General features: G+C 46.3%; 12 protein-coding genes. 4 read left to right on the forward strand and 8 right to left on the reverse strand.

Going from position 1 to position 15,612, the window contains the following annotated elements; genetic code table 11:
• Window positions 1-164 precede the first annotated feature (164 nt).
• On the reverse strand, window positions 165-3,233 hold the full coding sequence (locus BCT49_RS16895; RefSeq protein WP_102436812.1) for an efflux RND transporter permease subunit: 3,069 nt from the start codon (window positions 3,231-3,233) through the stop codon (window positions 165-167).
• 2 nt (window positions 3,234-3,235) lie between these two features.
• Window positions 3,236-4,069 carry an efflux RND transporter periplasmic adaptor subunit gene (locus tag BCT49_RS16900; RefSeq protein WP_102436815.1) on the reverse strand — a complete coding sequence of 278 codons (834 nt, stop codon included), beginning with the start codon at window positions 4,067-4,069 and terminating at the stop codon, window positions 3,236-3,238.
• Between the two features lie 231 nt (window positions 4,070-4,300).
• On the opposite strand from BCT49_RS16900, the gene BCT49_RS16905 reads away from it, so the two are divergent.
• On the forward strand, window positions 4,301-4,999 hold the full coding sequence (locus tag BCT49_RS16905) for a response regulator transcription factor (protein WP_102436817.1): 699 nt from the start codon (window positions 4,301-4,303) through the stop codon (window positions 4,997-4,999).
• A gap of 56 nt (window positions 5,000-5,055) precedes the next feature.
• Window positions 5,056-6,306: a sensor histidine kinase gene (locus BCT49_RS16910; RefSeq protein ID WP_102436876.1), complete on the forward strand. Its 1,251-nt coding sequence runs from the start codon at window positions 5,056-5,058 to the stop codon at window positions 6,304-6,306.
• 89 nt (window positions 6,307-6,395) lie between these two features.
• On the opposite strand, the gene BCT49_RS16915 is transcribed toward BCT49_RS16910, so the two are convergent.
• From BCT49_RS16915 to gcl, 5 genes are all read right to left on the reverse strand, one after another.
• The gene (locus BCT49_RS16915) at window positions 6,396-7,013 is read right to left on the reverse strand and encodes a TetR/AcrR family transcriptional regulator (protein ID WP_017111425.1); all 618 of its coding nucleotides are present in this window, start codon (window positions 7,011-7,013) and stop codon (window positions 6,396-6,398) included.
• Window positions 7,014-7,204: 191 nt separating this feature from the next.
• Window positions 7,205-8,515, reverse strand: coding sequence for a glycerate kinase type-2 family protein (locus BCT49_RS16920; RefSeq protein WP_102436819.1), 1,311 nt, complete (start codon window positions 8,513-8,515; stop codon window positions 7,205-7,207).
• Window positions 8,516-8,773: 258 nt separating this feature from the next.
• A complete protein-coding gene (locus BCT49_RS16925) occupies window positions 8,774-9,670 on the reverse strand; it encodes a 2-hydroxy-3-oxopropionate reductase (RefSeq protein WP_102436821.1) in 897 nt (298 codons plus the stop codon).
• 37 nt (window positions 9,671-9,707) lie between these two features.
• Entirely contained in the window at window positions 9,708-10,484 is a 777-nt protein-coding gene (gene hyi, locus BCT49_RS16930) for a hydroxypyruvate isomerase (protein ID WP_102436823.1), read from the reverse strand.
• Window positions 10,485-10,600: 116 nt separating this feature from the next.
• The gene (gene gcl, locus BCT49_RS16935; protein WP_102436825.1) at window positions 10,601-12,373 is read right to left on the reverse strand and encodes a glyoxylate carboligase; all 1,773 of its coding nucleotides are present in this window, start codon (window positions 12,371-12,373) and stop codon (window positions 10,601-10,603) included.
• 313 nt (window positions 12,374-12,686) lie between these two features.
• Between gcl and aceB the strand changes: the two genes are divergently transcribed.
• Both aceB and BCT49_RS16945 read left to right on the forward strand, forming a co-directional pair.
• Entirely contained in the window at window positions 12,687-14,312 is a 1,626-nt protein-coding gene (gene aceB / locus BCT49_RS16940; RefSeq protein WP_102436827.1) for a malate synthase A, read from the forward strand.
• A 103-nt stretch (window positions 14,313-14,415) separates the two neighbouring features.
• On the forward strand, window positions 14,416-14,856 hold the full coding sequence (locus BCT49_RS16945; RefSeq protein ID WP_008220964.1) for a GlcG/HbpS family heme-binding protein: 441 nt from the start codon (window positions 14,416-14,418) through the stop codon (window positions 14,854-14,856).
• A 113-nt stretch (window positions 14,857-14,969) separates the two neighbouring features.
• On the opposite strand, the gene BCT49_RS16950 is transcribed toward BCT49_RS16945, so the two are convergent.
• Window positions 14,970-15,407 (reverse strand): DoxX family protein, encoded by a 438-nt coding sequence (locus BCT49_RS16950; RefSeq protein ID WP_102436829.1) that lies wholly within the window; start codon window positions 15,405-15,407, stop codon window positions 14,970-14,972.
• Between the last annotated feature and the right edge of the window lie 205 nt (window positions 15,408-15,612).

A 15,612-nucleotide genomic window follows, 5' to 3' on the forward strand; every position in this document is an offset into this window, starting at 1 on the left:
TGTTAGAAGGTCCACTTTGGTGTTCTGAGCTATTCACTTCTAAGAACAATAAGTGTCGCTAATTTTTGCGACACTATAACCTGTTATTTAAATGAAATGGCATACCTAATCGAACCGATTTCAAGTTAAATGAGTTATTGCACAACGGGTCACAAAACCGCGCGTCATGACTCGCGGATGTTGACGTTTAACCTGCTCTCTAAGTGCAAACTGTCCTTAGTTCTCGAAACCGAGCCTTTAGAAAAGAACAACGCATACATGGCAGGAATTACCAACAGTACAACGGGCAATGAGAACAACAGACCATAGCCCAGCGTGAGCGACATTGGCCCCATAAACACATCCGTTCCCCCTAACCCATAAGCAAGAGGAAGCAAGCCAGCCACCGTGGTCAGTGATGTCATCACAATCGGACGCAGACGACTGACTGCCGCTTGAGTTACCGCGTCTATCGCATTCAAACCTTCAATTCTTAACTCATTGATTCGATTAATCAGCACCAAGGAGTTATTGACCACAACGCCCGTCATCCCAAGTACGCCAATCAATCCAAACAGAGACATCGGCTGCATGTGAACCACGAGCGCCATCAACGAAGCCATAATCGCAAATGGGATAACCGCCATAATGAGCAGTGGTTGTAACAATGAGTTGAACATCACAGCTAACACGAAGTAGATCGCTACCATTGCAGCAGGGAACACCACCATAAAGCCGCTCATGGTTTCGTTGGTACTTTCAGCTTCGCCGCCCACATTAATAGTCACGCTCGATGGGTATTGACCTGTAAGCTCTGTGATTAGCTCATCGGCTAATGCGACAGGGCTAATGCTCTCATCAGATAAAGCGGCAGACACCGTCACTTCACGTTCACCGTTGTAATGCTTGATAAGGCGCGGGATTTCTATCTGCTCAACCATAGCCAAGCGACTCAATGGCACTTGCTGCCCATCCGCCGTGTAGATTTTGGTGGTTTTCAGCTTTTCAAGGTCGCGAAATTGCTCATCTAATACCACGCGAATATCGACTTCTTGATCGCCAAGCCACGTCGATGTCACGCTGTTACCATCAAATCCAACACGCAGCGCATTCGATAAATCACTCACCGTGAGGTTGTATTTCGCCAGCCAGTGATACTGAGGAACAATGTTCAACTGAGGATCTTTCAGTGCCTCACTGTGATTGATACTGGTCACGCCTTGGTAATCTCTTAGCCAAGCCATCACTAACTCTACGGTTTGATTGCGCTCACTCTCAGTTCCACCGAGCACGCGGACTTCAACCGGGTCGCCTGGAGGTGGGCCACCAGCATCAATCGAGAACTTGATGAACATGTCATCAGACAGCGCTGCCAACTCTTCATTGAGCGCCGTGATAATCTGTTCTGCTGAACGGGTGCGTTGGTCAAAGTTCGTCAGGTTAATAATGCCCTGCGATACCGGTGATGAGTAAACCAATTCATAGCTGACCAGCTCCGTTTCTGGTAACGATTCTATCGCTTGTTCGATAGACTGATGAGCGTCTCGCACTTTAGATAATGGAGTTCCCGCCTTCACTTCGGTGTAAACCTCAATGTATTTACCCGCTTCTGTTGGGAAGATATCCACTTTCAACGAAGACACTAAATAGCCAGATACCGCGAACCCAACGATGGCTAATGCAATCACTGATTTCTTGTAGTTCAGAGCCATATTCAGCAGAGAGCGGTAACGGTTTGAGATCCATTCAAAACGGTCTTTTTCTTGGGTTTTGTTATTGCTCTCTTTCGCAGAAGCCAAGTGCGCAGGTAGCGTGAGCGTGCATTCAATGAATGAGAACACGAGCGCTGCGATAACGGTAATCGGGATCACCGAGACAGCTTTACCCATGGTGCCCGGAATGAACATCATCGGGATAAACACCAAGGCCGTTGTCACTAGGCTTGCCATCAATGGCTTGATTACTTTTAAAGTCCCCGACACCGCAGCATCGACACCTTTTTTCCCGGCTTCCTTTTCTTGGAAAATACTTTCAGCAATGATCACTGAATCATCAACGATAATGCCGATCACCAGCAGTAATGCTGCCAATGTGATGCTGTCTAAATTCAGCCCCATGATTGGCAGAACCATCATCACACCGAACACACAAAACGGAATCGACACCGACACCCAGAAAGCAACACGACGTTGCAAGATCATGCTCAAAATCAGCAGAACCAACACCAAACCTATCGCGCCATTGGTTGCCACGATAGAGAACTTCTCGCCCATGTCCTTGCCAAGATCAAGACTTGTTTGGAAGATGAATTGCTCGCTAATACGTTCGCTTTCTTTGTCCAACAAAGCCTTAATGCTGTCGATGGTCGCAATCACATCCGCACTGCCACTGTTGGTGATAGAGAAAATCACCGCAGGTTTCCCGCTCATCACCGGATCTTCGGTTGCTCGCGCAAAAGTATCGATAACGGTCGCCACATCAGACACACGGACAACTTGACCGGAATCTAATGCCTTAATCACGATGTTAGACACATCACCCGTCGACTCTACTTTGGTCATGGTGACGATCTTCTGCTCTTGACTCCATGACTCGACAAAGCCACCCGATTGAGACAAGTTGTGCTGCTCTATCGCGGTACTGACATCGTCAAAAGTCACTTGATAACGGCGTGCTTTTTCAGGATCGACTTCAACCCAAAACTCTTGCTCATTAAAGCCGGAAAGCGTGATAGAACCGACGCCACCAAGACTGTTGATTTTCTTTTCTAACTGATACGCATAATGCTGTAACGATGCTGAATCTGTATTGCTATCCGCGAGGCTCACACCAAAATGATACACATCCAAAGAAGAGGTTTTTTGCTGAGTCACAACCGGCGGCGAATCAATGTCTTTCGGCAGGTTACCGACTCTGTCTACCGCTTGCTGGATATCTCTCAAGATCACCGCCGCGTCTTCACCGGGCAGATACTCGACCTCGATAAAGGAACGTCCTTCTGAAGATTCAGACGAAAAGTACACAATGCCATCGACCGAACGAAGTTCTTTCTCTATTGGGTTAGTGATGTTCAGTTCAATATCTTGAGCCGTCGCGCCGGGATAGCTGGTTTCGATTTCCGCGGTGTCCATAGCAACATCTGGATACTCTTGTAGATTGAGCTGCATTAACGACATAGCACCCGTCAACAACACCATGACCGTAATGATACGAGCCAAAAACTGACGATTCGCGAAATATGCTAGAAAGTTCATCGTTATAGCCCTTTACCTTCGTTTGATGCTGTTTGATCCAATGCGACTTGAGCAGTTGTCATGCCTTGAATTGAAAGGTCCGTAGAGGCATAAACCGACATACCCGGCTTAAATTGATGACCTTGGTTGGTGATCTCGACCAATACTGGGTAGGTTAAATTTTGCATCTCGACACCAATGCGCTGCACGTTAGCTTCCATTTTTATCTCTGGATTGGTTTCAGACCACACCACCACTTCTTGACCAACAGTGAAGTGTTTTAGGTCATACTCACTCGCCATGAACGACAGAGTCACTTTGTCGATGTTGACCACTTCATAGAGCAAATCTCCCTCGCTCACCCAAGCCCCTGATTGCGTTGGTTTATTGGAGATGTAACCTGAAATAAGAGATTCAATCTGAGTGTTTTCAAGGTCCACTTGAGATTGTTGGTAGTCAATTTGAGCAACAGACACCGACGCCTTCGCGCTTAAAAATTCAGCACGTGCTGTGTCTAACTCACCGATTGAGAGGCTGTTCTTTTCGATAAGGGCTTGATAGCGGTTATAGGTCGCCTTTCGTAAGGCAAGATTCGCTTCGGCAAGGGCTAGATTCGCTTTAGCCTTATTAACGCTAAACTCAAAGTCGTTGGCTTTAATCTGAGCCAGTATTTGTTGTTGGTTGACGGCGTCGCCCACTTCAAGGTTATTCATCTCCACGACACCGGGCACTTCTGCCACGACACTGTGTTTATTTAAGCCTTGAACGTGACCGATCAGTTCCGTAGCTTGAGCTAGTGATATTTGAGTCGTTGAGACACCGAGAAGTGCTGCCAGCGCGATAATTTTAGTTTTCATAATTAAGCCCTCACCTATTGATGTGAACTATTGTTGAACTGGCTTTGTCGAATTAAAGTCGAAGTCGATTCGACATTGAAAAATAATCTTATGACGTTGAATTTTTTGATTAACGCTATCCATTAGACATAAATTCGACATAATTTTGGATAGGCTACTTTTTTGTTCAGAATGGATGCTTGCTGGGAGTAGATGTTTTGATGAGAGCAGATATTTTAATGGAGCAGATCGATGCTTGAGCGCAGTCGTATTTTAGTAGTTGAAGACAACATCGAACTACAAGGCATTATCGCTGACTTCTTAGAGGTCAAAGAAGCTATCGCGGATTTTGCTTCAGATGGCGAACAAGGCTTCAATTTAGCAATGCAAAACGACTTCGATGCGATTGTCTTAGATGTCATGCTGCCTAAACTTGATGGAATGCAGGTAGCTACTAAGCTGCGTCAAAATGGCATAACGACACCGATTTTGATGCTAACGGCCTTGAATGGCCAAGAAGATCTGTTAAGTAGCTTTGATTCTGGTGCCGATGATTTTGTTACCAAGCCGTTCAAGTTTCCTGAATTAGAAGCTCGCCTGTCAGCACTGATCAAACGCAATAAAGGCTTAGTCGCGAAAAAGACACTGAGCTTTGGTGCAGTGATTATTGATGAAAAGACGCATACCGCATCACGAGAGGGACAAACGCTAACCCTTACACCTATCTTGTTTCAAATTCTGAGAGAGTTGGTCAAAGCTCAAGGTGGCGTCGTGTCTCGTGAAAGCCTAATCTACATGCTTTGGGGCGATGACATCCCAGACAAAGATGTACTCCGCAGCCATATCTACCTACTTCGAAACGTACTCGATAAACCATTCGACTTTCCTATGTTAAAGACGATTCCTAAGCACGGGTTTCAGTTGATCTTGTCTGCTAGCGAGTCTCAATAAGTATGAAAATTCGAACCAAATTAGGCAACTCAATTGAAGATGTCAGAATTCGCACTTTGCGTACCTTTTCTGTCATCGCTCTGGTCTCTTCATGCGTGGTATTTTTTGTGTTCTCGCTTCGTCTCGTTTGGCAGGAAGAAGCTCAAATAGAGAATCATCTGAAATCATTCAAAGGGGTAGCGGAGCAATTCTACAAACGTCTTTCTCCCGATGGCAGCCTAAAGCTATCGGAGAACGTAACGGTTTATTATGGTGAAGCCGACTTTTCCGACCAACTCAAAAAGATCCCGCCTATGGCATTGGATACGGTAGATCGCCAACGCTTTGAACTAAGACTGTCTGAAGAACACATTCTTATACCCGGTGTGGTCGTCTATCATTTTGCCTTCGAAGACCAAGGTAGAACTATCCTTGCTTACATCGCCATCAGCTCTTTTGATATGGATCTGTGGGACGACAGTTGGGGCGTATTGATGGCAATCTCAACTCTGCTAATGCTCGGGTTGATCATCGTATTGCGGATTACCCTCAAGCGGGTGTTTGACCAGCTAATAGCGCCCATTGGAGAACTCAGCACGCAGCTCAGCAAGCATGAGTCTAATAACTTCCATGTTCCCACTCACACGGTTGATGAGTTGCAGATGCTTACTTCACACCTAAACAGCTACTCAAAAATGAAAGACCGACTAGCCAAGCAAGAGATGATGTTTGCGAAGTACGCGAGTCATGAATTGAAAACACCGATAGCGATTGTGATTGGCGCTGCCGAACTGCAAGCCATGAAGCCTAATGACCCTGCATTTCAAGCCAAGCAACGCGAGCGTATTCTTGGAGCAGCCAATGGCATGAGTTCCACCGTTGAGGTGTTATTAAACATTGTGAAACAAGAGAACTCTTCAACCGAGAGAACACTCACCGTTATCGACGATACCACTCTCGATTTCTCGAAGTACCACTCGATGCTAGCTTCTGGCGTTGAGTTGGTGTTAAACGTTGAACCAAACACCACACTTAACATGCCCTTGCCACTGCTGAACATGGTTCTGAAGAACTACATTGAAAACGCGATCCGATTTACCACGCAAGGTAAAATCACAGTGACCATCAACTCAAATACGATTTCCGTTTCTGATACTGGCGCAGGGCTGAGTGATGATACAAAAACAGAACACGGCCTTGGTTTAATCATCGTCAAACGTATCGGAGACAGTTACTGGTGGGCATCAACTCTAACTGATAACGCGCATTCAGATTCGACAACAACCAGTGCTGGCTGCACTGCGACCTTTGCTCGAAGTGATGTATAAAAGCTGTATCTAAGCGACTCTTATAAGAAACAGCGTATACAAAAAAGGGCATCGAGTGATGTCCTTTTTTAATGAATCTGATGAATCAACTATTCCGCCTTTCCTTTCACCCCACACCCTTTAATCACTAGCTGAGTGATGAATTCAGCGGCATCTTCATAGTCTTTGTCATCGAGCTGATCTTTCTGCATTACGCTGCAAATCTGCCAGCCAAAATCGGCGTAGGTTTGGGTGGCCGCCCAGATGGTGAACATCAAATGGTGTGCAGGAACGTCATCCATTAAGCCTTGTGCTGACCACGTTGAGAACTTATCGAGGATCATCTGGGATTGCTTATACAGCTCATCACCAATCTCTTTCGGCAGCACTTTCGCGCCCGACATCACTTCATTGGCAAACACTTTAGAGGCATGTGGATGGTCGCGAGAAATAATCAGTTTGGTTTGAATATATTGAGATAGGGCTTCAACAGGATCGCTGAGCTCTTCAATTGGACGAGACGCTTCCAGTAATGGCTGAGTAACGGTTTCTAGAACGGCATTGTAGAGCTTATCTTTAGAACTGAAATAATAGAATACGTTGGGTTTGGGAATGTCGGCCGCTTTCGCGATATCGGCCATTTTTGTTGCGGCATAACCATGAGTGGCGAATTGTTCACACGCGACTTCGATGATTAAATCTTGATTCTTTTGTCTGATCCTAGACATATTGCATCCTTTACAGCTCATTACTTAAGCCATAGTAATCAACGTGCTTCATTAGTCCAGAAGATAATCTCAGAACTCAAGGTCACCGCATTGATAGCAATAAAATGGTCGCTCTTATGTGCAAAAGAGCGACCATTCAATACTGCTAGTTTCCAACGTTAATATTTTTCGGGCTATTCGTACTGTTCAGATTAAAGAATCAATATGGCGCGGAAGTCATTTACGTTGGTTAGCGTCGGCCCAGTAGTCAGTAACACACCGACTTGCTTAAAGAAGTCGTAGCTGTTGTTGGCCTCTAGGTAGTCATCGGCTTTAAGCGACAGGCTCGAACCTTGTTGCCATGTTTGAGGCGTGATCCATGCGCCCGCATTGTCTTCAACACCATCAATGCCATCAGTGTCAGCTGCTAAAGCGAATATGTTTTCCTGTCCTTTTAGCTCGTTATACAAACTTAAAAGGAACTCACAATTACGCCCACCGCGACCATTGCCCTTAACGGTTACCGTGGTTTCGCCGCCAGACAGTATCACGCAAGGTGTCTCAAATGGGTGATTGTTATTAGCGACTTGTTTAGCTAATGCTGCATGCACCTTCGCCACTTCTCTCGCCTCCCCCTCAATGCAATCACTCAGCACATAAGCGGGAATACCCAAACCTTCAGCTTCTGCAGCGGCAGCTTCCAATGCTGACATTGGGGTCGCGATAATATGATGCTCGGCGTTCTTCCAACAGACGTCATCTTGCTTAACGGTCTCTGATTCTGGATTATTCAACCATTCAAATGCCGAGCGTGGTGTTTCTATTTGGTAGCGTTCTAAAATTGCCATCGCATCAAAACGTGTAGTGGTGTCCGGTACGGTTGGGCCCGATGCAATCACACTGATGTCATCACCCGGTACATCCGAAATCGCCAATGACACGACTCTCGCTGGATAAGCTGCTTTTGCCAATCGGCCGCCCTTTATTGAAGATAGATGTTTTCTAACACAGTTCATCTCATCAATGGCTGCGCCAGATTTAAGCAGTGCTTTATTGATTTGTTGCTTCTCTACCAAGGTAATATCACCACCGGGCAAGCTAAGTAATGCAGAACCACCTCCTGACAAGAGACATATCACCGTATCGTCTTGACTGAGGTTACTCACCAATTCCAACATCCGGTGGCTAACTTCCAATCCCATCGCATCGGGAACGGGGTGCGCCGCTTCAATCACCTCGATGTACTCACATGGCGCGAGGTGTTCATAACGAGTCACCACCAAACCTTCTAAATCACGTAGCGCTAGGTCTTGCTGTTTCTTGGCTTGCCATACGGCTTCTAATTCGGCGGCCATCGATGCTGCCGCTTTCCCAGCCCCAATAACGACGGTTCGCCCAGCGTGATTAGCCGAGCGATAAAATATGTCTTGAGGAAGAAAAGGTTCGATGTAATTTTTGGGTAGTGCCTGATTTACAGCACTTGAGAAAAGGGTTTGCAGAAACTGCTTAGCATCAAAGTCCATCAGCCACTCCTTAGTTGACGGAGAAAAAAAGAACCCCAATACAAGGCGAAAGGGTGCCTGCTAAGATCAAGTTGGAAAGGAACAACTTCAACCTTTGCCTCGTATCGGGAACGCGTATAAAAGGAGACGAAACTACGCGATTTATAAACAAACTGTTTAAAACTGGGGGCTAACTTATCGATGTTAGCCCTGATTCATTGGTTTTGGTTTCAGCAGAAACGACAAAACCAATGTATTAGACGGATTACTCGTCAAGGGTTAGCGAATCGAGTGATCAGAACGCTTCTCTATTGCTTGAATCAGCGCAGAGTGGTCCCAACCTTCACCGCCCATTTCGGCACACTCACCAAACAACTCTTGAGCGTTAGCCGTATTCGGCAGTGCAACACCTAATTCTTGTGCGCCCGTTAGTGCTAGGTTGAGATCTTTCTGATGAAGCGAGATTCTAAAGCCCGGGTCAAAGGTACCTTCAACCATTCGCTCACCGTGCACTTCAAGGATCTTAGAGTTGGCAAAGCCGCCTAATAGCGCCTGACGAACTCGCGCAGGATCAGCACCGGCTTTTGATGCAAACACCAGTGCTTCAGAGACCGCTTCAATGTTCAGTGCAACGATAATCTGGTTAGCAACCTTACAAGTTTGACCCGCTCCGTTGTCACCCACCAGCGTGATGTTTTTACCCATGATTTCAAACAGTGGGCGTGCTTTATCAAAAGCATCTTGCTCACCGCCCACCATGATAGTCAGCGCGGCATTGATCGCGCCCACTTCACCACCTGAAACAGGTGCATCAAGGTATGAAGCACCACCTTCATTGATACGTGCTGCAATGGCTTTAGTCGCGATAGGCGAGATTGAACTCATATCGATAACTAGCTTGCCCTTTGCTCCGCCCGCAGTTAGGCCTTGCTCGACACCGTTATCACCAAACAGCACCTCTTCTACTTGAGGGGTGTTTGGCACCATAAGAATGATGACATCCGCTTGCTCTGCGGCTTCGGCTGGGGAATGACAAACCGTCGCGCCAGCCGCAACCAGATCGGCAGGAGCTGCGTTGAAGTGATCCGACAGAATCAAATCATGACCCGCTTTTCGAAGGTTACTCGCCATAGGTTTACCCATGATGCCAGTTCCGATAAATGCAATTTTAGACATGTTGTTCTCCTTAACGTTTGAGGGTTACCAGACGCAATTAACGGTACTGGTTCAGCCAACCAAGGCCTTCTGTCGTTGTCGTTTTCGGTTTGTATTCGCAACCAACCCAGCCTTGATAGCCAAGCTCATCAAGATAGTTCAGTACGAATGGATAATTTATTTCTCCGGTACCCGGCTCATGTCGACCCGGGTTATCAGCCAGCTGCACGTGAGCGATTTGGCCAATGTTCTGCTGCATGGTTGGCGTAAGGTCGCCTTCCATAACCTGCATGTGATAGATATCGTATTGGATAGAAAGGTTATCGCTTGCCACCTCTTTGATAATGGTTTTCGCTTGCTCCGTGGTGTTCAAGAAAAAGCCCGGAATATCGCGCGTGTTAATCGCTTCAATCACTAGGCTTATACCTTCTGCAGCTAACGCATTTGCGGCGTAGTGAAGGTTAATCACGAAGGTCGCCTGAGCGTCTTGCGGGGTCACTCCTTGTGGGACAATGCCCGCCAAACAGTTCACCTGTTTACAACCAAGCTTCTTGGCATAAGCTATCGCTTTAGGCACACCCGCTTGAAACTCTTCAACGCGTGCAGGGTCAACCGCAATACCACGGTCGCCTGCATCCCAATCCCCAGCAGGCAGATTAAATAGCACTTGCTCTAGATTATTAGCATCAAGCTTTTGTTTAATCTCATCCGCATCAAAGGCATATGGGAAAAGGTATTCGACACCTTGAAAGCCCGCTTCTGCGGCAGCTTCAAAGCGATCCATAAAATCAACTTCTGTGAATAACATTGACAAGTTTGCTGCAAATTTTGCCATGACTCTGTCCTTATTCTTTCTTTTTGAAAATCTGGTTATTTGTAGTAAAGCCTCGCGCTATTGGAGACTTTCTGTAGAGCCCAATCTCGGCTCTACAGATACACATTATTTTGTGATTATTTGTACGCTAGCGCGGTTGGCGCATCGCCTCGGCTTTCGGCAAGTGGTTCAAATTCGTTGATGGCGTTGATCTCTACGCCCATCGCAATGTTGGTTACTCGCTCAAGAATTAGCTCAACGACCACTGGCACCTTGTGCTTGTTCATCAGCTCTTTGGCTTGCTCAAACGCCGCGGCAATTTGCTCTGGTTCACGAACTCGAATCGCCTTACAACCTAGGCCTTCAACAACGGCAATATGGTCAACCCCGTAGCCTTCAAGCTCTGGCGCATTTTGGTTATCGAACGCAAGTTGTACACAATAATCGATATCAAATTGGCGCTGTGCTTGGCGAATCAAACCTAGATACGAGTTGTTCACCAACACATGAATGTATGGCAGATTGAATTGCGCGCCGACGGCCAGTTCTTCAATCATGAATTGGAAATCGTAATCTCCAGAGATAGCGACAATATTGCGATTTGGATCGGCCGCTCGTACACCCAATGCGGCTGGTGTTGTCCAACCCAATGGACCAGCCTGACCACAGTTGATCCAGTTACGAGGCTTATAAACATGTAGGAACTGAGCGGCAGCAATTTGTGACAAACCAATGGTGCTCACATAACAAGTGTCACGGCCAAATGCCTTGTTCATCTCTTCATAAACACGCATCGGTTTCATTGGCGCTTCATCGAAATTGGTTTTACGCAGCATGGTCGATTTGCGTTCCTGACACTCACTTGCCCAAGCATTTCGGTTTGGCAGCTTGCCAGCATCACGCCACTCTTGCGCCACTTCAACCATTAGCTCTAGTGCTGCTTTCGCATCAGAGACAATGCCTAAATCAGGACAGAACACACGGCCGATTTGGGTTGGTTCAATATCTACATGTACGAACTTTCGGCCTTCGGTGTAAACATCCACAGAACCGGTATGACGGTTAGCCCAGCGGTTACCAACACCAAACACAAAATCAGAATTCAGCATGGTTTCGTTGCCATAACGGTGAGAAGTTTGTAACCCCACCATACCTGCCATTAACTCATGATCATCCGAGATCGAACCCCAACCCATTAAGGTTGGAATAACAGGAACACCAGTGATCTCGGCAAACTGCTGCAACAATTCAGACGCGCCAGCGTTAATCACGCCACCACCAGATACAATCAGCGGTTTTTCCGATTGAGACATCATGGTTAATGCTTTCTCAACCTGCGCGCGTGTCGCTTGTGGCTTATAAGGCTCTAGCGGTTCATAGGTATCGATATCAAACTCAATCTCAGCCAGCTGAACATCAATCGGTAGATCAATCAGGATTGGACCCGGACGACCCGAACGCATTAAATGAAAGGCTTTTTGGAACGCGCGTGGCACTTGAGCCGGTTCAAGAACCGTAGTCGCCCACTTAGTGACTGGTTTAGCGATAGATTCAATATCAACCGCTTGGAAGTCTTCTTTATGAAGGCGAGCACGCGGAGCCTGACCTGTAATACATAGGATTGGGATTGAATCTGCAGACGCCGAATAAAGCCCCGTGATCATGTCCGTTCCCGCAGGGCCAGAGGTACCAATACACACACCGATATTGCCTTGATTGGTACGCGTGTACCCTTCGGCCATATGCGATGCACCCTCTACGTGGCGAGCTAAGACGTGGTCGATTCCTCCGAGCTTTTTCATAGCCGCATACATAGGGTTTATTGCTGCGCCGGGAACACCAAATGCGATGTCTACACCTTCACGTTTAAGCACTTCTACCGCTGCTTCAATCGCTTTCATAATTGCCATTCGAACCTCCAGCTCAGATTGTATACAATTAAACTAACTTTTGTGTACTATGAATCATCCTCAGCATTTATCAAGCCCAAAATGAAACATTTTCATTACATCAGCCCGTCATATTAAGTCCGCACTTACCCTGAAAAGCTTACAATTCATTGCTTTACATAAAATATCTTTACGTAAAAATAAATTACAAAAAGATCAAATGATAAATAAATGTTAAATACCGTTTGCTTGTTTACAATTTCTACAATATAAATACTCTTAAAAAGAGCATTTTGTATACAAAGTGGCATCGTATTGTTTAAAGGAGACAACAATGATGAATGACGTAAAAGAGAGAGAAGAAGTACAATGTATGCAGGTACTTGGGAAGATGGACAACTCCGAGTACAAAGAGATCTTGTCTAAAGATGCATTAAAATTCTTAGAAGCTCTCGTCAATAAGTTTGGAGATCGCCGTCATGCCCTGCTAAGTGACCGCGACGTAAAACAAGCTCAATATGACGAGGGTGAGTTACCCAATTTCAGAAAATACACCATTTCCATTCGCCAGAATAAAGAGTGGAAAGTGGCGACACCGCCACCAGAGTTACTGGATCGACGCGTAGAGATCACCGGACCTATCGAAAGAAAGATGGTGATCAACGCGCTAAACTCAGGCGCGAAAGTCTTCATGTGTTGCTTTGAGGATGCCTCTTCCCCGACTTGGGCCAATATGGTCGAAGGGCAAATCAACCTAAGAGACGCCAACCTTGGCACCATTAGTTATTTCGATGAGAAGAAGCAGAAGCGTTACCAATTAAACGACGATCCTGCACTGCTGATCGCACGCCCACGAGGGATCCACCTTCCTGAGCAATCCATCCAATTCAACAATCAGCCTATCGGCGGTTGCTTGATGGACTTCGCCTTGTACTTTTTCCATAACTATCAGTCACGTGCACAACAAGGCTTAGGCGTTTACTACTACATTCCCAAGCTTGAGAGCATGGAAGAAGCACAGTGGTGGGACGATATTTTCAGCTTCACCGAAAACTATTTCCACGTACCCAAAGGCACCATTCGTGCGACCGTGTTGATTGAAACTCTGCCAGCCGTATTCCAAATGGAAGAGATCTTGTACGCAATGCGTGATCATATCGTAGCGATGAACTGTGGCCGTTGGGATTACATCTTCAGCTACATCAAAACGCTGAAAAACCATAAAGACCGCATCCTGCCTGACCGTCACGGGATCGGCATGGATCAAGAGTTCCTAAATGCCTACAGCCAGCTGTTAGTGCGTACTTGTCATGCTCGCGGTGCACTGGCGATGGGTGGTATGTCGGCCTTTATTCCAGCAAAAGATCCGCAAGAAATGGCGCGCGTAACCGCCAAGGTTATCGAAGATAAGCAAAGAGAATCTCAGAACGGACACGACGGCACATGGGTCGCGCACCCTGCACTGGTTGATTTGGCAATGTCGATCTTTGATAAGCACTTAGATGGCAAAGTAAACCAAATGGATTTTCAAAGCCCGGAGCATGTGATCAATGCAGAATCGTTGCTAAAACCTTGTGAAGGCAGCCGCGACGAAGCAGGAGTACGTAAAAATATACGCATTGCGCTTTATTACATTGAGGCTTGGATCCAAGGCTACGGTTGTGTGCCTATCTACGGCCTTATGGAAGATGCCGCCACCGCAGAGATCTCAAGAGCCAACATCTGGCAATGGATCCACCACGGCATCACGCTTGATGACGGCCAAACCTTTACCAAACAACTGTTCCACTCTTGGCTTTACCAGGAGTTAGACACGATAAAACATGAAGTCGGTGACTCGCGCTATACAGCAGGTCGATTTGAAGAGACAGCTGATCTTTTCTATCAACTTTCTACAGCCGAAGAGTTCGCTGCCTTCCTAACTTTACCCAGCTATGGGCTATTACAAGAGTCCAGTTAGGACTCTTGTACCGAGCTGAATCAGTCAATGATATTCACAAACAAGAGTAATGATTGGCTGGCTGAGCTTGGTACGTATGCCCCTTGAAAAACTAGGAGATAACATGGGAAGTTTGACTCTACAACAAGCGTTAACCATCATCGATGGAACCTTAAAAGCAGGAAACAAGATCCACACAGAACCTTTGACGGTCGCCGTCTTAGACAGTGGTGGCAAACTGATTTCTCTGCAACGTCAAGATGGCTCTAGCATGATGCGACCAGATATCGCGATTGCTAAAGCATGGGGGGCACTCGCACTGGGTTGTTCCTCTAGAAAACTCGCCCAAGATGCTGACAACCGACCAGCATTCATCTCCGCCGTAAACGTGCTGGCACACGGAAACATGGTGCCAGTTCCAGGGGGGCTACTGATTCGAGACAAGGATAAAACGGTATTGGGTGCTATCGGCGTGAGCGGTGACATCTCAGACATCGATGAAAGCTGCGCCATTAATGGGATTGGCTGCGCAGAACTGTTTAGTGACGAGATGCTCCAAGCATAATCCAGTAATTGACTGGACTTACAAAAGAAAAAACCGAAGCCTTAAGCTTCGGTTTTTTATTCATAAATTGCGCCAACAACACTAACGAATAAACTGCAATTGGACAAAAAACACTAACGAACAAGAACCATTAAGCGCGTCCATTTAACGTCTTGCTTCAGCTTGTTAGACAACCAGTAATCAACACTAAACGACCCTGCGCCAAGTACCGCTAACGCCAGATATCCACCAGCAACTGAGACATTTTTATAGAAGTGAATCATTTGATCCGACGAACTTGGGTCGAAGTGAAACATAACACCGGACACCAAAGAGAAAAACGCAATCGACAACGCAGTAAAGCGAGTCATAAATCCAGCTAGAATCGCAAGTCCGCCACCGAGTTCAAGCAAGATAACCAAAGGCAACAAGTAAGCGCTCACGCCTTGAGATGCCATGTATCCCGCCGTTCCTTCATAGCTAAATAGCTTTCCCCAACCCGCTTGAATAAACAAGTAAGCCAATAAAATGCGAGCGAAAAAAGTCAGTGTGTCGTTCATTCTGGTGTTCATAGTTCTAAGCCTTGATAAGTTTCATTGCCGATAGGTTATTCGACTTAGCATTAAGATGATAACGAGAAAAATAGAACAACTTGTTTGAAATTTTAGTAGACATACTCGCATACAAATTACTGACTAAATCCGAAGATTCAACATCCTCAATGCTGTTACCATTGGCTGAAATTCATTGAACACTTGCCCCATTTTTATTGATTTT

Origin of the sequence: Vibrio lentus, from assembly GCF_002875945.1 — a bacterium.
GTDB classification, from domain to species: Bacteria; Pseudomonadota; Gammaproteobacteria; order Enterobacterales; family Vibrionaceae; genus Vibrio; species Vibrio apostichopi.

Excerpts from the sequence above, each read along its gene's own strand:
- BCT49_RS16950 (WP_102436829.1), bottom strand. The coding sequence starts at position 15,407 with ATGAACACCAGAATGAACGACACACTGACTTTTTTCGCTCGCATTTTA.
- BCT49_RS16915 (WP_017111425.1), bottom strand. The coding sequence starts at position 7,013 with ATGTCTAGGATCAGACAAAAGAATCAAGATTTAATCATCGAAGTCGCG.
- BCT49_RS16895 (WP_102436812.1), bottom strand. The coding sequence starts at position 3,233 with ATGAACTTTCTAGCATATTTCGCGAATCGTCAGTTTTTGGCTCGTATC.
- aceB (WP_102436827.1), top strand. The coding sequence starts at position 12,687 with ATGATGAATGACGTAAAAGAGAGAGAAGAAGTACAATGTATGCAGGTA.
- hyi (WP_102436823.1), bottom strand. The coding sequence starts at position 10,484 with ATGGCAAAATTTGCAGCAAACTTGTCAATGTTATTCACAGAAGTTGAT.
- BCT49_RS16900 (WP_102436815.1), bottom strand. The coding sequence starts at position 4,069 with ATGAAAACTAAAATTATCGCGCTGGCAGCACTTCTCGGTGTCTCAACG.
- gcl (WP_102436825.1), bottom strand. The coding sequence starts at position 12,373 with ATGGCAATTATGAAAGCGATTGAAGCAGCGGTAGAAGTGCTTAAACGT.
- BCT49_RS16925 (WP_102436821.1), bottom strand. The coding sequence starts at position 9,670 with ATGTCTAAAATTGCATTTATCGGAACTGGCATCATGGGTAAACCTATG.
- BCT49_RS16905 (WP_102436817.1), top strand. The coding sequence starts at position 4,301 with ATGCTTGAGCGCAGTCGTATTTTAGTAGTTGAAGACAACATCGAACTA.
- BCT49_RS16945 (WP_008220964.1), top strand. The coding sequence starts at position 14,416 with ATGGGAAGTTTGACTCTACAACAAGCGTTAACCATCATCGATGGAACC.
- BCT49_RS16920 (WP_102436819.1), bottom strand. The coding sequence starts at position 8,515 with ATGGACTTTGATGCTAAGCAGTTTCTGCAAACCCTTTTCTCAAGTGCT.